We start from the raw sequence: 21,603 nt of genomic DNA, 5'->3' as shown, positions 1-21,603 counted from the left end.
TGACATGCAATCAGACCTACCGACCACTAGGTAAGTCTTCTGCCCCACTTTTTTCAGAGCTTGACGGATCGTCGGCGGCCGGGCGCACGACCTGCCCCGGAACCCGGCCGCGGGGCCGGCCCGGTGGCTCGTACACTCACCCGGTGACCCTCGACCGCACCGCCGACCACACCCCTGACCACCCTGCGGAGCACACCGCGCACCGCACCCCGGGCGGCGCCCGAGCCCCGCGGGCGGGTGGCGCGCGACGCCGCGAGGAGATCCTCGCGATCGCCGTGGAGACCTTCGCGACCCGCGGCTACCACCACGCCTCGCTCGCCGAGATCGCCGAACGCGCCGGCCTCACCCAGCCCGGCCTGCTGCACCACTTCCGCTCCAAGACCGCCCTGCTCAGCGGCGTGCTGGAGCTGCGGGACAACTCCGAGATGGCCCAGCTCGGCACCGAGCGGCCGCGCGGCCTGGCCCTGCTCGACCACCTCGTGGAGACGGTGCGGCGCAACGCGGAGCGCGAGGGCATCGTCAGGCTGTACGCGGTGCTCTCCGCGGAGAGCGTCACCGAGGGCCACCCCGCGCAGGACTTCTTCCGCAGCCGCTACACGGGCCTGCGGGCCCTGGTCGCGGAGGCCCTCACGGAGGCCTGCGAACTCGGCGAGACCCGGGCCGACACCGACGTCGAGTCGGTGGCCAACGCGATCATCGCGGTGATGGACGGACTGCAACTGCAGTGGCTGCTCGCCCCGGAGTCGGTCGACATGGCCGCCACCACCCGCCGCACGATCGACGCCCTGCTCGCCGACCTGCGCGCCGACGCCGACCGGCCCGCCTGAACCGCTCCCGAACGGCCTCGGCACGGCTGCGGGCCCGTGGGCGGGGCACGGTGCCCGTCGACCCGCGCCCCGTCCGCCCCGCACCGGGTCGTAGGACGAACCGGGTCAGAAGACGAACCGCGGCGGATGCACCAGCACGCCGACGACCAGCAGCGCCAGCAGCAGGAGGTGGGCGGCCAGTGCGCCGACCGCCGCAGCGCGCCAGCGGCGGGCCGTCGTCGGCCGGCGGCCGGCGAGCCCGCCGACCAGGGCCCCGAGCAGGACGGGGCCGCAGAGCAGCACCGTGCCGATCAGGGCCGACTTCTCCGCGCCGTGCACGGAGACGGCGTCCCAGCCCGAACGGACGGCACGCCGGTACGAGCTCCAGACGAAGGTGAGCAGCCAGCCGTCCAGCGCGACGACGACCGCCCACAGGAACACCGCGGCCGGCCACTCCTGCGCGCCCGCGCCGTCCTCACCCGTCCGACTCCGCTCCACCACGCCTCCCCCTCCGACCCCTCCGACCGCACCGACCGCACCGACCGCACCGACCGCACCGACCGCACCGACCGCACCGGCGGCGCGCACCCGCACCATCGTGCCGCCCCCGCACCGCCACGGAGGCCGCGAAGGCGCCTTCGTCACCGGGTCGGAACGCGTCCGCCGCGCCGGAGGCGCCCGTCAGGTCCGGCGGCCGAAGAGCGGGCCGAGGACGAGTTCGGCGGCCCCGGCGGCGACGGCGAGGTGGCCCGCGGCGGCGAGGCCGACCGGGACGGGCTGCCACTCGGGGTCGGGGATACGGGCCTTGAGCTGGGCGGTGACGCCGTCGAGGTAGGTGTCGGGGGCGGCCAGGACGGCGCGTCCGCCGAGCACCACCCGGTCGATGTCGAGCAGCCGGACGAGGTTGGCGACGCCCACGCCGACCAGCCGGGCGGCGGCCGCGTGGTCGCCCCGCTCCAGGGCGGCGAGGCAGAGCACCTCCAGGCAGCCGTGGTTGCCGCAGGCGCAGAGCGGCCCGTCGACCTGCACGGTCTGGTGGCCGAACTCGCCGGCGTTGGTGCGGGTGCCGCGGTGCAGGGCACCGTCGAGGAGCAGGCCGGCGCCGAGTCCGGCGGCGAGGTGGACGTAGGCGAGGCCGCCGCCGGGCCGCGGGGTGGCGGGCGCCTCGCCGAGGGCGGCCGTGTTGGTGTCCTTGTCGACGACGACGGGCAGGCCGTCGAGCCGGGCGGCGAGTTCGTCGCGCAGCGGGTAGTGGTGCCAGTCGGACGAGCCGCGCGGGCCGCTCGGGGTGAACCAGTGCAGGACGCCGGCGGCGTGGTCGAGCGGGCCGCGGCAGCCGACGCCGGCACCGAGCAGCCTGGCCCCGGCGGGCAGGGCCGAGGCGGCGTCCCGGACCCCGTCGGCGACCAGGCGGACGGCGTCGCCGGGCGCGATCCCGGCCTCCACCGGCCGGGTGTGCAGGTGGAGGCGGCGGCCGGTCAGGTCGACCAGCAGGACGGTGAGTTCGTCGCGTTCGAGGTGGACGCCCACGGCGCAGGCGGCTTCGGCGCGCAGCCGGAGCAGGGTGCGGGGCTTGCCGCCGGTGGAGGCGCTCTGGCCGGCCTCCTCGATCATGCCTTCGGCGAGCAGCCGGCCGGTGATCTTGCCGATGGCCTGCGGGGTGAGGCCGGTCCGGTCGGCGAGTCCGACCCGGCTGCCTCCCTCGGGGGCGGCGCGGAGCAGGCCGAGCACGAGCGCGGCGTTGTGGTCGCGCAGTCCGGCCAGGTTGGTGCCGGTCGGGCCGGGGTGCGTCGTCATGGGGCCCATTGTGCCCGGACGGCGGCGCCCGGACCGCGCCCGGACTTGCACTTAGGAAACACTGTTGTTTAACTGGCGCCATGACCACCGCGAGCACCCCGCACCCCGAGCCGTCCGAGCACCCCGAGCAGCCCGCCCTCCGGGTCGGCCTGATCGGCTACGGCCTGGCCGGCGCCGCCTTCCACGCCCCGCTCATCGCCACCACTCCGGGCCTGCGGCTGGAGGCCGTGGTCACCGCCAGCCCGGAGCGGCGCGAGCAGCTGCGCCGGGAGCACCCGCAGGCCCGCGCCGTCGACACCGCCGAGCAGCTGCTCGCCGACCCGTCCGCGCTGGACCTGCTGGTCGTCGCCTCCCCCAACCGCAGCCACGTGCCGCTCGCCCGCGCCGCCCTGGAGGCCGGCCTGCCCGTGGTGGTGGACAAGCCGCTGGCCGCGACCGCGGCCGAGGCCGCCGCACTCGCCGACCTCGCCGAGGCCCGCGGCCTGCTGCTGACGGTCTTCCAGAACCGCCGCTGGGACGCCGACTTCCGCACCGTCCGGCAGCTGGTCGCCGACGGGTCGCTCGGTACCGTGCACCGCTACGAGTCCCGCTTCGAGCGCTGGCGCCCCGAGCTCAAGGAGGGCTGGCGCGAGTCCGCCGACCCGGCCGACGCGGGCGGCATCCTCTACGACCTCGGCAGCCACCTCGTCGACCAGGCGCTCACCCTCTTCGGCCCCGCCACGCACGTCCACGCCGAGGTCGACGCCCGCCGCACCGGCGCCGTCGCGGACGACGACGCCTTCGTGGCCCTCACCCACGCCTCCGGCGTCCGCTCCCACCTGTGGATGAGCGCACTGGCCGGCCAGCTCGGCCCGCGCCTGCGCGTCCTCGGCGACCGCGCCGCGTACACCGTGCACGGGATGGACCCGCAGGAGGACGCACTGCGCGCCGGGCAGCTCCCCGGCCCCGGCTGGGGCGAGGTCGCCGAGGCCGACCGCGGCCTGCTCGGCACCGTGGACGGCGCCGCCCCGCATCCCTCGCTCCCCGGCGACTACCCCGCCTTCTACGCCGGCGTCGTCCGCGCGCTGTGCGAGGGCGCGGCCGCGCCGGTCGACCCGCGCGAGGCCGTCGCCGCCCTCGCCGTCCTGGAGGCCGCCCGCCGCTCCGCCGCCGAGGGCCGTACCGTCGCACTGACCGAGGAGACCGCCCGGACCGGGGAATCCGCACGAGCCGAGGAGACCGCACGATGAGCAGCCCGCAGAAGAGCCCGGCGACCCCCGAGGAGATCGCCGCCCTGATCGAGCGGATCGAGGACGAGGAGCGCCGGCTGCGGCTGCCCGGCTTCGACAACGAGGACGCCTGGCGGCTCGGCACCCGGCTCGTCGAGCTGGCCCGCGGCGAGGGGGCGCCGGTCGTGGTCGACATCCGCCGCAACGGCCAGCAGCTCTTCCACTTCGCGCTGCCCGGCAGCTCCGCCGACAACGACGCCTGGATCCTGCGCAAGACCCGCACCGTGGACCGCTACGGCTGCTCCTCCTACCTGGTGGGCCTGCGCTTCGCGGTGAAGGGCGACACCTTCGAGGAGAAGTCCCGGCTCGACCCGGACACCTACGCCGCGCACGGCGGCGCCTTCCCGATCACCGTCGAGGGGGTCGGCACGGTCGGCACCGTCGCCGTCTCCGGTCTCCCCCAGGCCGAGGACCACCGCCTGGTGGTCACCGCCCTGGAGCAGCACCTCGCCGCGGCCCGCGACAGCGCCTGACATCCCCTTCACGCGCGGCGCCCCGCCCCCGGACCGGACCCGGGGCGGGGCGCGATCACGTGGTGACGGCTGCGCCGGGGTCCCGTGGCGCCGTCCCGTCGTCCGCCGTACCGGGGACGGCGCGCAGGCGGTAGGCGGCACCGTCGCGGCGCACCAGGCCCGCGGTGGGCGGCGGGAAGTGACTGCCGAGCAGCAGGGTGTCGGTGTCGGCGAGTTCGGCGAGCAGCTTCCGGCGGGTCGCACCGGCCAGGTCCGGGTCGATGTCGACGTGGCTGTGGATGCCGGGCTCGGCGAGCTGCACGGGGTGGTGGATGCAGTCGCCGGTGATCAGCGCGGTGGCGCCGCCGCTCTCCAGCCGGACGGCCACCTGGCCGGGGGTGTGGCCGGGCATCGGCAGGAGGACGACCCCGGGCGCGATCTCCCGGCCCCCGGCGGGCACGTCGACCAGGTCGAGGAGCCCGTGCTCGGCGACCGGGTGGACGGAGTCGCGGAACATCTGCCGGCGGGGCTCCTCCAGGTCGGCGGCCGCCCAGTGGTCCCATTCCGCACGGCTGGCGAGGTACCGGGCCCGGGGGAAGGTGGGGACCCAGGCGTCGCCGTCCCTGCGGGTGTTCCAGCCGACGTGGTCGGTGTGCAGGTGGGTGAGGACGACGAGGTCGACCGCCGCGGGCGGGAAGCCGGCCCGTTCCAGGCGGTCGGGGTAGTCGGTGTCGAGCCGGTGCCAGGCCGGGTTGGCGCGGTCCTTGCCGTTGCCGATGCCGGTGTCGACGAGGATCCGCAGACCGCCCGCCGCCACCGCGAAGGTGTGGCTGGCCAGGCGCAGCACGCGGTCGGCGTCGGCGAAGTCGGGCTGCAGCCAGGGGGCGGCGGCGACCACCTCGGGCGTGGCGCCGGGCAGCAGCCAGGGGCCGGTCTGCGGGGGCAGTTCGACCTCGTCGATGCGGTGGACGACGAGGTCGCCCACCGTCCAGGCGGGGGCCGGGGCCGTGCGGGCGGGGTGGGTCAACGACATGGCCGTCCCTCCGGGTGCGGGGCGGCGCCGGGCCCGCGGGCGTGGCGGGCCCCCGGGCGCCACTGGAGATCGATCTCCGCGTCGAGCGTACCCGCCGGCCGCGGCGGCCCGGGAGCGCGGTGCCGCTACCGCTCGATGTACGACTCCAGGCCGCGCAGGAAGACCTCGATCTTGAACTCGAAGCGCTCGTCGCCGTCGCCGTTCACCATGGTCTCCGCCATGTCCTTGAGCAGTGGGAAGCGCTCCTCGGGGAGCCGGGCGAGGTAGTCGCGGACGCCGTCGAAGTAGGCGTCGACGTCCACCCCGGCGGAGATCTTCGCGGTGTAGAGCGAGGCCTCGTAGGCGTCCGAGTCGATCAGCTGGCCGAGGCCGTCCAGGGCGAAGGCGGCGACCTGCCGGGGGATGCCGGCGGAGAGCAGCAGGCCGACGACGAACTCGGCGACCCTGAGCTTGTTCGGGCCGAGCTGGATGCCGCCGAGCGAGACCACGGTGATGTCGCGGTGCGCGGTGTAGACCCGCTGGGCCTCCCGGCAGACCTCCTTGATCTGCTCCTTCCAGCGCTCCGGTTCGGGCCGTCCGGGCAGCCGGATCTCGCCGGAGATGCGCTCCAGCATCAGCTCCAGCAGTTCGTCCTTGCCGGAGACGTGGGCGTAGAGCGAGGCGGGGCCCGTGCCGAGCTCCTGCGCGACCCGGCGCATCGTCAGGCCTTCGAGCCCTTCGCGGTCGAGGACGTGGATGCCGGCCTCGACGACGGCCTCGGGCGTGAGCGGCTGACGGGTGTCGGCCCTGCGCGCCTTGTGCCACGGGATCGGGGGCATCTCCGAGGTCACGCGCACCTCTTCCACCTCGGGGGGACGCCCGGTCCGCATGCGAGGACGGACGTCCGTGATCGACGGACGTTGACGAACATCGTAACCGAGGGCGAACAGCGTTCGAAGCCACGAATATTGTTTGACAGAACGCCGATCGACTCCGTAGAACAGTGTTCGTTCGATAGAAACGCTGTTCCCCTGCCTGGAGACGCCATGACCGACACCCCCACCCCGTACCGATGGCGGTGGGCCGCGCTGTTCGTGATCCTCGCGGCCGAGGTCATGGACCTCCTCGACTCGCTGGTCACCAACATCGCCGCACCGTCCATCCGCGCCGACATCGGCGGCGGCGAGAGCACCATCCAGTGGATGGGCGCCGCCTACACGCTGGCGATGGCCATCGGCCTGATCACCGGCGGCCGCCTCGGCGACATCTTCGGCCGCCGCCGGATGTTCCTGATCGGCGCCGTCGGCTTCACCCTCGGCTCGATCGGCTGCGGCCTCGCCCAGGGGCCCGACCAGCTGATCGCCGCCCGGGTCTTCCAGGGCCTGCTGGGCGCCGTGATGCTGCCGCAGGGCCTCGGCATGCTCAAGGAGATGTTCTCCGAGAAGGAGCAGGCCTCCGCGTTCGGCATGTTCGGCCCGGTCATGGGCCTGTCCACGGTCGGCGGCCCGATCCTGGCCGGCTGGCTGGTCGACGCCGACCTGTTCGGCACCGGCTGGCGCATGATCTTCCTGATCAACATCCCGCTCGGCCTGTTCGCGATCGCCGGCGGCCTCGGCTTCCTGCCCGAGTGGAAGAGCGCCCGCACCGTCCGCCTCGACCTGCTCGGCGCCCTGCTCGCCGCGGCCGGCTCGGCCCTGATGATCTTCCCGCTGGTGCAGGGCCGCGAGCACGACTGGCCGCTCTGGGCCTTCGCCCTGATCGCCGCCTCGGTCGCCGTCTTCGGCTTCTTCGGCTGGTACGAGGGCCGGCGCAGCCGCAGCGGCGGCGACCCGCTGGTCGAGCCCAGCCTGTTCGCCAAGCGCGGCTTCAGCGGCGGCATGGTCCTCGGCCTGCTGTTCTTCTCCGCGATGACGGGCTTCTGGCTGACCTTCAGCCTGTACACCCAGATCGGCCTGCACTACTCGCCGTTCAAGGCCGGCCTCGCGGGCATCCCGTCCTCGCTCGGCATGGTGGTCGCGTTCATCGCCTCGCAGGCCCTGCAGCGCTTCGGCCGCAAGGTCATGCACGGCGGCCTGATCGTGATGGCGCTCGGCGTCGCCGGCATCATGCTCACCCTGCACCTGGCCGGCACCGGGGTCACCCCGTGGCAGCTCGCCCCGGCCCTGGCCGTCACCGGCCTCGGCATGGGCTTCGTGATGGCGCCGTTCTTCGACACCGTGCTGGCCTCGGTCGAGCCGCACGAGACCGGCTCCGCCTCCGGCACGCTCACCTCGGTGCAGCAGTTCGGTGCGGCGCTGGGCACCGCCATCCTCGGCACCGTCTTCTTCGAGCAGGTGAAGAGCGGCGACTTCGTGCACGCCGAGCAGGTCACCCTCGGTGTCGAGCTGGCCATGATGGCCGTCGTCTTCGCCGCGATCTTCCTGCTGCCGAAGCACGCCCGCCCGCAGGGCGGCGAGGAGGCCCGGGAGGGCGACGCCGAGGCCGCCGAGCCGGCCGCCGCGGTCAACGCCTGATCCGCTCCCCCCGCAACGGCTGCGGCCGCCCGCCACGCGCGGGCGGCCGCAGCCGTTCCGCATGTCCGGCCGCCCGCACCTTCGGCCCTCGCACGTCGGGCCGCCGCGCGGCCCGGCCGCTCCCCCGGCCCGTCGGTGGTGTGTGGCGGGGCACGAACGGGGCAGAAGCGCGCCGCGGGGGAACGCCCGCACGGCCGCCGCCGCCGGGCCCGTCCGAGGAGGAGCGCCGCCATGACCACCGCACTGCCCCGGCTGACCGGGGAGTACGTGCTCGATCCCGCCCACAGCCGCATCGGCTTCGTGGCCCGCCACGCCATGGTGACGAAGGTCCGCGGCTCGTTCGACGAGTTCGAGGGCGCCGTCCACCTGGACGGCGACGATCCGGCCGGTTCGCACGGCCGCGTCACGCTCCGGGTCGACAGCATCGACACCGGCAACGGGCAGCGCGACCAACACCTGCGCACCAACGACTTCCTCGACGCGCCGAACCACCCGGAGATCACCTTCGTCTCGACCGCCGTCGAACAGGTCGGCACCAACCGCTTCCAGGTCACCGGCGACCTCACCATCAAGGCCACCACCCGGCCCGTCACCCTCGACTTCGAGTACACCGGCAACGCCGTCGACCCGTACGGCAACCTCCGGGTCGGCCTGGAGGGCACGCTGACGATCAACCGCAAGGACTTCGGCGTCAACTGGAACGCGGCGCTGGAGGGCGGCGGGGTGCTGGTCTCCGACCGGGTCGTCCTCGAACTGGACATCTCCGCGATCAAGCAGCCGTGAACCGCGCCGCCCCGGGCCCGCGAGCCGAAATCACCGGCCGCCCGCCCGCTTGGACCCGTCCCGCAGCGGAGAAACGATCCACATGACCACGGTGCACGAGGAGAACGAGCGCAAGTACGACGGCGCCCTCGACGGCCCGCTGACCGCCGACGGGCTGTCCGAGGTGTCCGGGGTCGTCCCCGGCGGGACGGAGAAGCTGAACGCCGTCTACTTCGACACCCCCGACCTGCGCCTGCTGCGCAGCGGGATCACGCTGCGCCGGCGCAGCGGCGGAGGGGACGCCGGCTGGCACCTGAAGACGCCCGGTTCGAACGGCATCCGCGTCGAGACCCGGCTGCCGCTGGAGGCCGGGCACCGGCGGCGGCCGCCCAAGGAGCTCGTCCGGCTGGTCCGGGGCACGGCCCGCGGCGAACGGCTCGCCCCGGTCGCCCGGCTGAAGACCGAACGGACGGTCACCCTGCTGGTCGACGCGGAACGCCGCACCCTCGCCGAGATGGTCCGCGACCGGGTGTCGGCCACGGCGCCGTCCGGCGCGGACACCGCCCCCGGCACCGGGCCCACCGTGTGGACGGAGACCGAGGTCGAACTCGCCGCCGGCGACCCCGGACTGCTGGACGAGGTCGAGGAGCGGCTGCGCGCGGGGGGCCTGCGCAGATCCGCGGCGAGCTCCAAGCTCGGCCGGGTGCTCGGCGAACGGCTCGACGAACCGGCCGGCCGGGCCGAGCCGCCCGCGGGATCGGTCGCCGCGGCCCTCACCGCGTACCTGCGGGAGCAGGTCGCCGCCGTCCACAGCCTCGATCCGGCCGTCCGCCTGGACCGGCCGGACTCGGTGCACCGGCTGCGGGTCACCGTGCGCCGGATCCGCAGCGCGCTGGCCGCCCACCGCAAGCTGCTGGACCGCTCCGTCACCGACCCGCTGGACGAGGAGCTGCGCCGGTTCGGCAAGGTGCTGGGCCGGGCCAGGGACGCCGAGGTGCTCGGCGAGCGCCTCGCCGAGCAGGCCTCCGGGCTGCCCGCGGCCGGCCGGCCCGCCGAGGTGTCCGCCCGGATCTCGGCCCGGTACGCCCGCCGCTACCGCCGCGCGCACCAGACCGCGCTGCAGGCCATGGACGGCCGCCGCTACTTCGCCCTGCTCAACGCCCTCGACGGGCTCGCCGCCCGGCCGCCGCTGCGCAAGCGGGCCCGGCGCGGCACCTCCGAGGCCCGCAGGGTGCTGGAGCGGCAGCGCCGCCGGGCCGTCCGCCGCCTCGGCAGCGCGCTCGACCTGTCCCCCGGTCCCGACCGCGACAAGGCCCTGCACCGGGCCCGCAAGGCGGCCAAGCGGGCCCGGTACGCGGCGGAGTGCGCCGCACCGGCCGCCGGCCGGCCGGCCGGGGAACTGCGCAAGCGGATGAAGCGCATCCAGCAGCCGCTCGGCGCCCACCAGGACGGCGTGGTCGCCGAGCCGGCGATCGTCGACTCCGCGGCCGGGGCCCGCCGCCACGGCGAGGACACCTTCGGGTACGGCCTGCTGTACGCGGCGCAGCGGGCCCACGAGGAGCAGCAGGTCGCCGACGCCGCGAAGGCGCGGAGGAAGGCCCGGAAGAAGGTGACGGGCTGAGATGCGGACCCGTCCGTTCCCCGCGGGGCTGCGCGCCACCCGCGGCCGCCGCGGTTAGCGTGCTGACATGGCCGACCGAGAGCAGCCGCCGGCGCCGTACGACCCGCCGGTCCGCGATGCCGTGACGAACTACTTCACCGACCGGGTGACCGAGGCGGAGGTGGCGCTCGCCCGCGCGCTGCGGGAGGCGGAGTCGCTGCGGGAGCGCCGGGCCGCCTGCGTGAACGGCGCCCGGCTGACCGACGAGGAGGCCCGCCGGGTCGCCGAGGCCGCCGAGCAGCGCGCCGCCCGGATCGCCGCCGCGACCGACGCCCGCCCCGAGGCGCACGCGGGGGCCGTCGCCGCGGCGCTGGCCGTCCGCGAGGGCCTCAGGTCGGCCGGTCACCCGGTTTGACGCCGGCGGTCCGGGGCTGCGCAGCCTTCCCGGCTTCCGGCCGGGGTGCCCCGGGTGACCCGTCCGGTCCGTCGCGGCCGTCCCGGGTGTCCCCCGTCACGGCGTGCAGCCGCTCAGCGGGCGGGTTTCCCCCGCCGGCCGGCCGCAGATGCGTTCGGTGAGCGGCGTCCCCTCGGCCCCGCGGCGCACCCGGATGAGGTGCAGCCCGTGCCCGGGCTGGGGGCCGCCGGCGAGCGGCCGGGTGTCGCGGAAGTCGACGGTGCCGGTGGCGCGGTTCTTCATCTCGACGGCCCGCAGTCCGGCCATCACCGAGCCGACGCCGCCCAGCTGGGAGGCACCGGCCTTGGCCGCACCGGCCTGGAGGGCGGCGGTGGCGTCGTAGGCGAGCGCGAGGGCGCCGTCGGAGAAGACGTCGTCCTCGTAGGGGTTGCCGCTGCGCGGGGCGAGCCGGAGTTCGGCGGCGGCGACCTCGGCGAGGTCGGAGGCGCGGGCGGTGACGGACGGGTCGGAGAGCGCGGTGTAGTAGAGGGTGGCCTGCGGTGCCATCCAGGTCGCGCCGGTGCGGAACTGGGCCTTCGTCAGGTCGTCGCCGGTGAGCACGGTGAGCGGCCGGCTGCAGCCGGCGTCCGCGGCGAGGCGGCGCATCAGCTGGTTGACGTCGTCGGCGCGGCCGGCCAGGTAGAGCACGGCGGGCTGGTGCTCGGAGTGACAGCTGGTGCTGAGCGCCGCCTCGAAGTCGGGGTCGCCGTTGCTGGTCAGCCCGTACTCCAGGGGGTGGCCGCCGATCAGCTGGAAGCCGGCCTCCTTGAGCATCGCGGAGCCGTACTCGGCCTGTTCGGGGCTGTACCGGTCGTCGCGGCCGGCGGTCCGGGTGAGGACGGCGGCCCAGCGGTCGGCCGGCGGCACGGCGAGACCGTCGACGATCAGCCGCAGGGCGGCGGCCTCCTCCTGGTCGGTGGCGGCGAGGCCGAAGTAGTTGACGTGCCCCTTGGCGAGGTAGCTGCCGGAGTTGGTGGTGCTGACCACGGCGAGGCCGGCCTGCTGGAGGAGGGTGAGGGAGCTGTCGCTGTCGGCGGTGTCGCGGCCGAGTCCGACCACGCCGACGATCGAGCGGTCCCGCCGGGCGAGGTCGACGATCCGCTGCACCGTCTCGCTCTGGAAGTACATGTCCTGCCCGCCGTTGGCGACCAGCACCTTGATCTTGAGCGGGTCGCCGGCGTTGTTGCGCAGCTGGGCGAGGTGGACGCCGGTGAGCTCCTTGAGGCTGTTGAGGGCGCGGGACTGCTGGCCGGCGGCGGTGGTGAGCGAGCCCGCGTAGACCACGGTGACGTAGTGCACGTCGGGCAGGGCGTCGACCCGGGCGTTCTCGCGGCGGATCGCGGCCTCCAGGGTCTCCAGGCCGACGGCGGCGCCGGTGCGGTCGGTCTCCTCGCCGGGCAGCGTGCCGCTGAGGCGGATGCCGCCGCCGTCCCCGGCGAAGGAGACGCCGCCGGTCGCGACGCCGACGCACTCGCGGGTGCCGCCCGGGTCCACCCGCCACACCGCGTCCGGGTTGGAGCCGAGCAGCCGGGGCTCGCAGTAGCGGTCGCCGAGCTGCTGCACCCGTAGCAGGCCGCCGCAGGCGGCGAGGACGAGGACGGCGAGGACCGTCCAGCGGGACCACAGGAACCACCAGGAGCGGCCGACCGGCACCGGCGCCAGCCGGGTGGTCGCGCCGCCGCCCAGCTGGTGCCGGGTGAGCCGGACGGGCAGCGTCCAGGCCAGCGCCCGGCCGCGGCTGGGCGCCTGGCGCACCCGCAGGTCGCTGACCCAGTTCTCGTACGGGCCGCGGCGGCGGGTGCCGACGGCGTGCACCGTGACGGGGGCGGTGCCGGCGTCCTCCAGCCAGCCGGCGACGTCGGCGTGCGCGACGGCGGCGAGGACGAGCAGCGGGTCCTGCTCGCTGCGGCGGCTGCGGACGTCGGAGATCGCGCCGAGCACCCGCAGGGCGCCGTTCCGGGCGTCCGCGCGGGGCACGAAGACGACCGGTGGGACGCGGCGCTTGCGACCGCGCAGGTCGGGCGCCCAGGAGCGGTGCGCCCAGCGGAGGTCCTCCAGCAGGGCGAGGGTGCGCAGCTGCAGGTGGAACTGCTGGGCGCGGTCCTTCTCGTCGTCGGGGGTGTCGGGCAGCTGGGCCTTGAGGATCTCGCCGGCGACCTCGCGGGCGCGGGCCCGGGTGACGTCCCAGGACATCCGGGGCCGCCAGAGCGACCAGGCGGCGGCCTGCCGGCCGGACGCGGCGAGGAAGGTGGTGGTGGCGAACCAGCGGCTGGCCCGGCCGAGCCAGGAGAGCGGCGCGGTGTTGCGGCGGACCCAGCCGGTGACGCCGAGGACCAGCAGCGCACCGAGCAGCACGAGCACGACGATCTGCCAGGTGGCCTGGGTGAGCAGGCTGGTGAGCCCGGCGAGGACGAAGGCGCCGATCAGGCTGGTGGAGTTGAGGACGGGCGACAGCAGCCGCTGCAGTTCGCCGCCGGTCGGACGCGGTTCGGGCCGCCAGTGCAGGTCGCGCAGCCGGCCGAGGACGGTCTCGACGTGGTCGTCGAGCGACCGGCTGGCGGCATCGGGGGCGGCGAGGGCGTGCCGGGCGGCCGACTCGATCGCGGCGACCAGCCGGGAGCGCGGCGCGGGGTAGCTGCGGTACCAGGCGGGTCCGCGGCGGGCCCAGGGGCCCTTGGCCAGCGAGTCGACGATGGCGACGGCGTTGCGGTGCGGGTCGTCGCCTTCCGCACCGCCGACCACGCGGTACGGCAGTCCGCCGGCCTCCTGGGCCTCCTGGACGGCGTGCACCACGCCGCGGACCTCGCGGTCGAGCTCCGGGTCGTCGTCCTCGGCGTACAGCACGACGACCGGCATCGGCAGCCGGGCCCCGCTGAACTGGCCGATGAGGTCCTTCACCAGCGCGTCGACCTCGTACTTGGCGGTCGTGCGCACACCACCGATCCGGGCGCTCTCGCGCGCCGAGCCCTGAGCCACCTGCACCCCCGTAGCCGCCCCCCGCAGGACGCGCACCCGCGCCCCGGACTGACTTGGCGTCAGACCGCGAGTGTAGACCCGGGGTGCGACGGCGCACACGGGATCGCACGGCCCGCGGGCGCCGGGCCGCCGGGCGGTCCGGCTGCTCCGTCGGAGCGACAGCCGTCACCCCGACGGCGCAGTGCCGCGAGCCGCGCCCTGCAGCCGGGGCGCCACCCGGGAAGGCTGTCGCGGGCCACCGCGCGGATCCGTGCCCCCGCCGGTGCCGCCTGCTGTCCGGTACGAGCGATCGGGGCCGCATGACGACCGCACCACCCCTGCCGACGGACCCGGCGACGCAGTCCCCGCCCGCCCACGGCCGCCCGGCCACCCGCACCGAGCCGCCACCGCCCCGCCCGCCGCACCGGGCACCGGCGCTCCGGCGGGGCGGGGCGCGGCCGTGACGCCCGACCAGATCCTCCTCGGCATCGGGCTGATCGTGGTGCTCGCCGCGGCCTCCCAGTTGCTCGCCGCCCGGCTGCGCATCCCGGCGCTGCTCGTCCTGCTGCCGGTCGGCTTCGGCGCCGGGGCGCTCACCGACACGGTCGACCCGCAGCGGCTGCTCGGCGCGGCGTTCTCCCCGCTGGTCTCGCTGGCCGTCGCGCTCATCCTCTACGACGCGGGCCTCGGCCTGGAGCTGCGCCGGCTGCAGGCGCACACCCGCCGCGTCGTCGTCCGGCTGATCTGGCTCGGCACCCTGATCACCTGGGCGGCGGCGACGGCCCTGGCGGCGCCGCTGCTCGACATGTCCAAGCGGTCGGCGGTGATGCTGGGCGCGATCCTCGTCGTCTCCGGGCCGACGGTCGTCGGGCCGCTGCTGAACTTCGTCCGCCCGACCGAGCGGCTGCAGCGCATCCTGATCTGGGAGGGGACGCTGATCGACCCGGTCGGCGGCATCCTCGGCGCGTTCGTCTTCCACGGCGTCGTCTCGGCCAGTGGCGACGGCATGCGCAGCGAACTCGGCGGCTTCTGGCTCAGCATCCTGGTGGGCTGCGCGGGCGGCGCGGTGGGCGCCGCCGTGCTGTGGCTGGTGCTGGACCGGCTGCGGCCGAACGAGATCCTCGGCACCACCGCACAGCTCGCCGCGGTGATCGGGACGGCTGCGGCCTGCGACGCGCTGCGCGACGACACCGGGCTGATCGCGGCGGTGGTGATGGGCATGGCGATGGCCAACCTGCCGGGCCTGGACCTGCCCGTCCGCCGGCCGTTCCTGGAGACCCTGGTCTCGCTGATCATCGGTCTGCTCTTCGTCTCGATCTCGGCCACCGTCACCCCGGCCTCGCTGCGGCACGTGGTGCTGCCGGCGCTCGGCCTGGCCGGGGCGCTGGTGCTGGTGGTCCGGCCGGTGGTGGCCCTGCTGGCGACGCTGGGGACCGACGTGCCGCGCGGCGAACGGGCCTTCGTCGGCTGGATGGCGCCGCGCGGCATCGTCGCGGCGGCCACCGCCTCCACCTTCTCGGCCTCACTGGTCGCCAAGGGCGTCGACGGCGCCGAACGGCTGCTGCCCGCGACCTTCGTGGTGATCGTCGCGACGGTGACGGTGTACGGGCTGACGGCCTATCCGGTGGCCGAGCGGCTCGGCGTGCTGCGCCCGGCGCGGTCGCGGCCGTTGCTGGTCGGCGGCGACGCCTTCGCGGTGGACCTCGGGCTGGCGCTGCGGTCGCTCGGCCTGGACGTACTGATGTGGGCCGGTGCCGACGCCGAGCAGGCCCGGATCACCGCGGCCGGGCTGGAGCTGGCACCGGGCGAGCTGCTCGCCGCGGCGACCGGCGCGGGCGCCGAACTGGAGGGCATCACGGGGGTGCTGCTGCTCACCGAGGAGGACGACTTCAACGCGCTGGCGTCGATGACGCTGCACGAGACGCTGGAGGGCGCGGTCTTCCGGCTGGCGCCGGCGGCGGGCAGCCGGGGCGTGGTGGCGCCGTATACCGGTGGCAAGGCGCTGTTCGGCCCGGGCCTGAGCCGTCCGGAGCTGGCCCGCGAGTACGGCGGGGGTGCGCGGATCACCACCCGGCCGGTGGACGGCGGGCTGCCGGAGGGCCACCGGCTGCTGTTCCTGGTGAAGCCGGACGGACGGCTGCTGCCCGTCACCGAGGACCGCACCCCGGCCCGGGGCGCCGGGGACGCGGCGGTGCTGCTGAGCCCGCCCGCGTGATACCCCGGCCGGGCCCGGCGCGTCCCGGCGCGCCTGCGCGGCCCGCCCGGCGGCGCTGGCGTTACTGGAGGACCGGGCAGGCGGGTCGGAACGGCGGGAGGACCGGGTGGCGACGATCCACGTCCGTGCGGTGAGCCCGCCGGACCTCACCGAGCGGGCGGTCGCGATGCTCGCGGCCGACCCGTGCGTGCTCAACCTGCTGGTGCAGCCGGGAGCGGCCCGGCACCCGGACGGCGACGCGCTCGCCTGCGACGTGCTGGCCGGCGGTGCCAACGAGGTGCTGAACGGCCTGCGCGGGCTGGGGCTGGAGGGCCGCGGGTCGGTGGTGGTCGAACCGGTCGACCTGGCGTTCTTCGGCCCGGCCGCGGAGGCCGGCCGGCGCGGTCTCGGCCGGCGGGTGCACGCGCCGATCTGGGCCGAGGTCGAGGCGCGGATCCGCGCCCAGGGCAGCTACGCGCCGAGCTTCTACCTGTACCTGGTGGTCGCGGCGCTGCTCGGCGCGGTCGGCATCGTCACCAACTCGCAGATCCTGATCGTCGGCGCGATGGTGGTCGGCCCGGAGTACGGCGCGATCGTGGGCGTGGCGCTGGGCCTGGACATCGGCGACCGGCGGGCCGTCCGGCGCGGGCTGACGGCGCTGGCCTGCGGCTTCCCGGCGGCCATCGTCGTCACCTTCCTGTTCGCGCTGGTGATCCGGGGGTTCGGCCTGGAGTCGCGGGCGTACGACGCGGGCCTGCGGCCGGTGTCCAACCTGATCGGCACCCCGGACTTCTTCTCGGTCGTGGTGGCCTGCCTGGCCGGGGTGGTCGGGATCGTCTCGCTCACCGAGGCCCGGACGAGCGCGCTGCTCGGGGTGTTCATCTCGGTGACGACCATTCCGGCGGCCGCGGACGTCAGCGTGTCCGCGGCGTTCGAGAACTGGGAGAAGTCCTGGGGATCGTTCCTGCAGCTGCTGCTGAACGTCGGGGTGCTGGTGCTGGTCGGCACGGGCACGCTCCGCACCCAGCGCGCCGTCTGGCGCCGGATCGGCCGGCGGCGCAGGCGGCCGGCCGCGGACTGAGTCCGCCGGAAGGGGGCGGGGCCGGTCGGCCCCGCCCCTCGGGACGGTCGGTCAGGCGGTGGCGGGCGGCGGTCCGCCCGTCCGGGCCGGCGGGGCTCCCCGGTCGCCCTCGGGGCCGGTGTCGAGGAACTCCCGGATCGCGAAGCCCAGCGCCACGAAGAAGGTGATCCACAGGACGACGGCCCAGGTCGGGTAGCTCCAGGTCGCCAGGATCAGCGCGCCGATCAGCAGGATGACCACGCCGATCCAGCGCTTCCAGCGGTGCACGAACGGGCCGACCGGGCCGAGCTTCATGCCGAGCGAGTACAGCGCGTCCCGCAGCGAGGCGATGATCCGGCGGCAGGCGGTGCGCACCGCGACGGCGGGCTTGGACGGCCCGATCAGGAAGGCGCCGACGGCGGTGACCACGGCGACGGCGCCGATGGCACGGATGCTCGCGCGCATGAACCGGATCAGGGTGTCGTACACCGTCCCGGCGGCCGCCTGGTTGGCGCCCGGCGGCAGGTGGTCCAGGTAGTAGGCCCGGAAGATGGTCAGCACCACGCCGATCAACAGCATCGCGAGGGCGATGCCGATCGCCGCGCCGATCAGCGCCCGGCGGCGGTTGACGGCGAGGAAGACGCCGCCGGCGGCCACGATCACGGTGAGGATCGGCAGCCAGTTGCCCATGATCTCCAGCAGCCGGAAGTACGTCCTGATCTTGCCGACGTCCTTGGAGGAGAAGATCACGAAGTTGGTGTGGACGTCCGGGATCTTCGAGGCCACGGAGAGTCCGGAGTCGACCAGTTGGGTCTTCACCTTCGCGATGACGGGCGCGAGGTCGATGGAGACCTGGTTGTTCTCGAGTTTGACGGTGCCGCCGCCCTTGCCGGTGAGCGCCTTGTCGAGGGTGCTGTGGATCAGGCGGTTGGCGTCGACCCAGAGGGTGGCGAACTGGTCGCTGGTGACCACCTTGTGGACGGTGGAGCTGACCAGGTCGGTGAGCCCGCTCTTGATCGGGCCGCTGAGGTTGCCGATCAGGTTGGACAGGTTCTCCGGCACGCCCTGCTGGGCAGCGGTGTCCGAGAGCTGCTTCACCAGGGCGTTGACGTCGATCTGGTCGAGCACCACGGTGGTGACCCGGTTGGTGATCGCGTCCTGGACGTCCGGCTCGGTGGCGAGCGGGGCCACGGTCTGCACGTACCGGTCGGTGTCGCCGACGAAGTTGGCCGTCCAGACCGCCATCACGGACAGGATGGAGAGCAGCGAGGCGATCACGATCAGCACCACGGCGCCGGAGGTTCGCCAGCGGTGGTGCTCCCGCTTGTGCGGCGGGGTGGTCGCCTCCAGGACGGCGAGGCGGGCCTTCAGCGCGGCCACCTCGTCCTGGCCGCCGCCGGTCACCACGGTGGGCTGCTCGACGGTCGGTTCCGGACCACGGGCGGGCGGTGGTCCGCCCGGCGGGACGGGCTCCGGCGGCTTGCCGTGGTCGGCGCCGCCGGACGCGGATTCGCCGGAGCCGGGCTCCGGTTCGCTCGACGCCATCTGCTCTCCTCGGGTCGGGGCCTGCGGCCGTTCGCCCTATCAGGAGAAGCGCGGCCCGGCGCGGCCACCACCGGGAATGGGCGTACGGGTGGTTCCGGCGCGCCCACGGCAGGCCGGACGGCCCGGGCGCGGCGATGATCGGAGGGTCCGTGCGAGCCGCCCCGAGCGGAGCGGCGCACGGCCGCACCCGGCAGGAGGACCCCATGGCGAAGGACCAGAACCCGGAGACCCGTCCGGCGGCGCAGCCCACCCCCGAGGAGCGCGCGGCCCGCGGGCGGGCGGCGCGACGGCAGGCACCGCGTTCGAGCCACGCCGAGTACCGGCCGGCCAAGAAGCGGCCGGACCCGCTCGGCATCCTGGAGGCCCAGTCGGCCAAGCGGGTGCCGGAGCTGGTGCCGATCCGCTACAGCCGGATGAGCGAGTCGCCGTTCCGCTTCTACCGCGGCGCGGCCGCCATCATGGCGTCCGACCTGGCCGGCAGCCCGGACTCCGGCATCCGCGCCCAGCTCTGCGGCGACGCCCACATGCTGAACTTCCGGCTGCTCGCCTCGCCGGAGCGTCAGCTGCTGTTCGACATCAACGACTTCGACGAGACCCTGCCCGGCCCCTGGGAGTGGGACGTCAAGCGGCTCTCGGCGAGCCTCGTCATCGCGGGCCGGGCGAACGGCTTCGACGACAAGGAGCGCGCGGAGATCGTGCGGGCCACCGTCCGCCAGTACCGCGAGGCGATGGCCCGGTTCGCCGGGATGCGGAACCTCGACGTCTGGTACGCCCGGATGGACTCCGACATGCTGCAGGAGCTGGCCGCCGAGCGGGCGCCGAAGCGCGGTCAGCGCGGGCTGGCCCAGGCGCTGGCCAAGGCCCGGACCCGGGACAGCCTGCAGGCCTTCGAGAAGCTCACCGAGGTCGTCGACGGCCGGCGCCGGATCGCCGCGGACCCGCCGCTGCTGATGCCGATCTCCGAACTGCTGCCGAACGTCGAGCGCGACGCGCTGATGACGCTCTTCCGCAGCCTGGTCGGGCGCTACGGCAAGACCCTCCCGTCCGACCGCCGGTACCTGCTGCAGAACTTCGAGCTGGTCGACGTTGCGCGCAAGGTGGTCGGCGTCGGCAGCGTCGGCACCCGCTGCTGGATCTTCCTGATGCTCGGCCGGGACGGCCAGGACCCACTGTTCATGCAGGCCAAGGAGGCCGACACCTCGGTGCTCGCCCCGCACGTCGGCGCCAGCCAGTACCGCAACCAGGGCGAGCGGGTGGTGTCCGGCCAGCGGCTGATGCAGGCGGCCAGCGACATGTTCCTCGGCTGGGAGCGGGTGGACGGCATCGACGGCAAGCGCCGCGACTTCTACGTCCGCCAACTGCGTGACTGGAAGGGCATCGCGGTCGCCGAGGACATGCGGCCCGCCGGGATGCAGGCCTTCGGCGCGCTCTGCGGCTTCACCCTGGCCCGTGCCCACGCCCGCTCCGGGGACCGCATCGCGATCGCCGCCTACCTCGGCGGCAAGGACGTCTTCGACCATGCGCTGGCGGAGTTCGCGGAGGCGTACGCCGACCAGAACGAGCGGGACCACCGGGCACTGGTCGACGCCGTCCAGGACGGCCGGCTGCCCGCGGCGGACCCGGTGGCCGAGCCCCGCTGACCGCCGCGGCCGCGCCACGACCGGCCGCGGGCCGAACGGATGACGGTGCGGCGGGCACGGCGCCCGCCGCACCCTGCGGCCCGGACGGACGTGGTACCACCTGACACAGAGGCCCGGGTGCCCGGCACTCCGGCCGGGCCCCGACGCCGAGGAGACGATGCGCATGCCGGCCGGACCGACCGAGCAGCAGGCCCCGGCGCCGCAGGACCCGATCGCGATCGTCCGCACCCGGGGCTACGTGACCGTCCTGGTGCTGGCCGCGCTGCTCGGCGTGCCGATCTCGGCCGGCGCCTTCGGCTTCCTCGCCCTCGTCTCCGAACTGCAGTCGCTCGTCTTCACCGACCTCCCGAAGGGGCTCGGCTTCGACGGCACGCCGGACTGGTGGGCCGTACCGCCGCTCGCCGTGGCGGGCGTGCTGGTCGCGCTGACCATCCGCTACCTGCCGGGCGGCGGCGGCCACAAACCGGCCGAGGGACTGAAGACCGGGGGCACGCCCTCGGTCGCGGCGGTGCCCGGGGTCGCGCTCGCCGCGATCGCCTCGCTCGCCCTCGGCGTGGTGCTCGGCCCCGAGGCCCCACTGATCGCGCTCGGCGGCGGCATCGCCGTCGGCGCGATCAAACTGCTGAAACGCGACGCCCCGCCGACCGCGGTGGGCGTGCTCGGCGCGGCCGGCAGCTTCGCGGCGATCAGCGAACTGCTCGGCTCGCCGCTGGTGGGCGCCTTCCTGCTGATGGAGGCCTCCGGGCTGGCCGGGCCGATGCTCGGGGTGGTGCTGGTGCCCGGGCTGCTCGCCGCCGGCATCGGCTCGCTGATCTTCACCGGCCTCGGCCACTGGACCGGTCTCGGCACCTACTCGCTGGCACTGCACCAGGTGCCGCCGGCCGACCGGCCCTCGCTCTCCGAGTTCGGCTGGGCGCTGCTGGTCGGTGCGATCGCGGCGCTGCTCGGCGAGGGGATCCGCCGCTCCGCACTGCGCCTGCAGCCGGTGGTGGAACGGCGGCGGCTGCCGCTCACCGTGCTGATGGGCGTGCTGGTCGGCGTCGTCGCCCTGGTGTACGCGGCGATCAGCGACAAGCCGATCTCCGACGTGCTCTACTCCGGCGAGAGCACCATCGGACCGCTGCTTGCCGACAACTCCTCCTACACGGCGGGCGTCCTGGCGCTGCTGGTGGTCTGCAAGTCACTGGCGTACGGGCTGTCGCTCAGCGCCTTCCGCGGCGGCCCGGTCTTCCCCGCGGTGTTCATCGGCGGGGCGGGCGGCATGGCCCTGGCCCACCTCCCCGGGGTGGACACCACCACCGGGTTCGCGATGGGCGTCGGGGCGATGAGCGTGGCGATGCTGAAACTGCCGATGACCTCCGTACTGCTGGCCACCCTGCTGCTCGGCACCGAGAGCCTCACGGTGATGCCGCTGGTGATCGTCGCGGTGGTGGTCTCCTACGTGGGGACGCTGCGACTGGCCCGGAGGCCCGCCGCACCGGCATCCCCCGCCCCCGAACCCGCCACCTAGGGGAACCGTCACCACCGTCCGAGTCGCGCGGTTCC

Annotated in this window: 17 protein-coding genes; 11 read left to right on the top strand and 6 right to left on the bottom strand. The window is 75.0% G+C overall.

The genetic code is table 11. From position 1 onward, the window contains the following. Positions 1-275 precede the first annotated feature (275 nt). Positions 276-827 carry a TetR family transcriptional regulator gene (locus tag IE98_RS0133225; RefSeq protein WP_043175742.1) on the top strand — a complete coding sequence of 184 codons (552 nt, stop codon included), beginning with the start codon at positions 276-278 and terminating at the stop codon, positions 825-827. A gap of 105 nt (positions 828-932) precedes the next feature. Here the strand turns inward: IE98_RS0133225 and IE98_RS0133220 are convergent, their stop codons facing one another. Then, positions 933-1,307 carry a hypothetical protein gene (locus tag IE98_RS0133220; RefSeq protein ID WP_199923007.1) on the bottom strand — a complete coding sequence of 125 codons (375 nt, stop codon included), beginning with the start codon at positions 1,305-1,307 and terminating at the stop codon, positions 933-935. 180 nt (positions 1,308-1,487) lie between these two features. After that, on the bottom strand, positions 1,488-2,612 hold the full coding sequence (locus IE98_RS0133215) for an ROK family protein (RefSeq protein ID WP_030275472.1): 1,125 nt from the start codon (positions 2,610-2,612) through the stop codon (positions 1,488-1,490). A gap of 71 nt (positions 2,613-2,683) precedes the next feature. Here IE98_RS0133215 and IE98_RS0133210 point away from each other — a divergent pair, with 71 nt between their 5' ends. Then, positions 2,684-3,832, top strand: a complete 1,149-nt coding sequence (locus tag IE98_RS0133210; protein ID WP_052391310.1) for a Gfo/Idh/MocA family oxidoreductase — start codon at positions 2,684-2,686, stop codon at positions 3,830-3,832. Continuing rightward, positions 3,829-4,344, top strand: a complete 516-nt coding sequence (locus IE98_RS0133205; RefSeq protein ID WP_030275470.1) for a heme-degrading domain-containing protein — start codon at positions 3,829-3,831, stop codon at positions 4,342-4,344. Before IE98_RS0133210 ends, IE98_RS0133205 begins: the two co-directional genes overlap by 4 nt. A 55-nt stretch (positions 4,345-4,399) precedes the next feature. Here the strand turns inward: IE98_RS0133205 and IE98_RS0133200 are convergent, their stop codons facing one another. Together IE98_RS0133200 and IE98_RS0133195 are read right to left on the bottom strand one after the other, a co-directional pair. Next, positions 4,400-5,356, bottom strand: a complete 957-nt coding sequence (locus IE98_RS0133200; protein WP_052391309.1) for an MBL fold metallo-hydrolase — start codon at positions 5,354-5,356, stop codon at positions 4,400-4,402. A gap of 125 nt (positions 5,357-5,481) precedes the next feature. Further along, positions 5,482-6,186, bottom strand: a complete 705-nt coding sequence (locus tag IE98_RS0133195; RefSeq protein WP_234443769.1) for a TetR/AcrR family transcriptional regulator — start codon at positions 6,184-6,186, stop codon at positions 5,482-5,484. 195 nt (positions 6,187-6,381) lie between these two features. Between IE98_RS0133195 and IE98_RS0133190 the strand changes: the two genes are divergently transcribed. From IE98_RS0133190 to IE98_RS0133175, 4 genes are all read left to right on the top strand, one after another. Further along, positions 6,382-7,848 (top strand): MFS transporter, encoded by a 1,467-nt coding sequence (locus IE98_RS0133190; protein ID WP_052391307.1) that lies wholly within the window; start codon positions 6,382-6,384, stop codon positions 7,846-7,848. Positions 7,849-8,079: 231 nt separating this feature from the next. After that, the gene (locus IE98_RS0133185) at positions 8,080-8,631 is read left to right on the top strand and encodes a YceI family protein (protein WP_030275465.1); all 552 of its coding nucleotides are present in this window, start codon (positions 8,080-8,082) and stop codon (positions 8,629-8,631) included. An 82-nt stretch (positions 8,632-8,713) separates the two neighbouring features. Then, on the top strand, positions 8,714-10,231 hold the full coding sequence (locus IE98_RS0133180; RefSeq protein WP_030275464.1) for a CYTH and CHAD domain-containing protein: 1,518 nt from the start codon (positions 8,714-8,716) through the stop codon (positions 10,229-10,231). A gap of 67 nt (positions 10,232-10,298) precedes the next feature. Then, complete coding sequence (locus tag IE98_RS0133175; protein WP_030275463.1) at positions 10,299-10,625, top strand: hypothetical protein; 327 nt, start codon at positions 10,299-10,301, stop codon at positions 10,623-10,625. 96 nt (positions 10,626-10,721) lie between these two features. Here IE98_RS0133175 and IE98_RS0133170 read toward each other — a convergent pair whose 3' ends face one another. After that, positions 10,722-13,598 carry an ABC transporter substrate-binding protein gene (locus tag IE98_RS0133170; protein ID WP_043175724.1) on the bottom strand — a complete coding sequence of 959 codons (2,877 nt, stop codon included), beginning with the start codon at positions 13,596-13,598 and terminating at the stop codon, positions 10,722-10,724. A 481-nt stretch (positions 13,599-14,079) separates the two neighbouring features. Between IE98_RS0133170 and IE98_RS0133165 the strand changes: the two genes are divergently transcribed. Both IE98_RS0133165 and IE98_RS0133160 read left to right on the top strand, forming a co-directional pair. Continuing rightward, a complete protein-coding gene (locus IE98_RS0133165; RefSeq protein ID WP_030275460.1) occupies positions 14,080-15,834 on the top strand; it encodes a cation:proton antiporter in 1,755 nt (584 codons plus the stop codon). A gap of 106 nt (positions 15,835-15,940) precedes the next feature. Further along, positions 15,941-16,894: a DUF389 domain-containing protein gene (locus tag IE98_RS0133160; RefSeq protein WP_030275459.1), complete on the top strand. Its 954-nt coding sequence runs from the start codon at positions 15,941-15,943 to the stop codon at positions 16,892-16,894. Positions 16,895-16,945: 51 nt separating this feature from the next. Here the strand turns inward: IE98_RS0133160 and IE98_RS0133155 are convergent, their stop codons facing one another. Then, positions 16,946-18,418, bottom strand: a complete 1,473-nt coding sequence (locus tag IE98_RS0133155) for a hypothetical protein (protein WP_234443768.1) — start codon at positions 18,416-18,418, stop codon at positions 16,946-16,948. Positions 18,419-18,621: 203 nt separating this feature from the next. Here IE98_RS0133155 and IE98_RS0133150 point away from each other — a divergent pair, with 203 nt between their 5' ends. Together IE98_RS0133150 and IE98_RS0133145 are read left to right on the top strand one after the other, a co-directional pair. Further along, complete coding sequence (locus IE98_RS0133150) at positions 18,622-20,058, top strand: DUF2252 domain-containing protein (RefSeq protein ID WP_030275457.1); 1,437 nt, start codon at positions 18,622-18,624, stop codon at positions 20,056-20,058. 163 nt (positions 20,059-20,221) lie between these two features. After that, positions 20,222-21,568, top strand: coding sequence for a chloride channel protein (locus IE98_RS0133145; RefSeq protein WP_030275455.1), 1,347 nt, complete (start codon positions 20,222-20,224; stop codon positions 21,566-21,568). The last annotated feature ends 35 nt before the right edge of the window (positions 21,569-21,603 follow it).

This window comes from Streptomyces sp. NRRL B-24484 (assembly GCF_000717715.1).
Lineage (GTDB): Bacteria > Actinomycetota > Actinomycetes > Streptomycetales > Streptomycetaceae > Kitasatospora.
The sequence above is the reverse complement of the archived record's forward strand: the minus strand, read 5'-3'. Positions and strand labels throughout refer to the sequence as shown.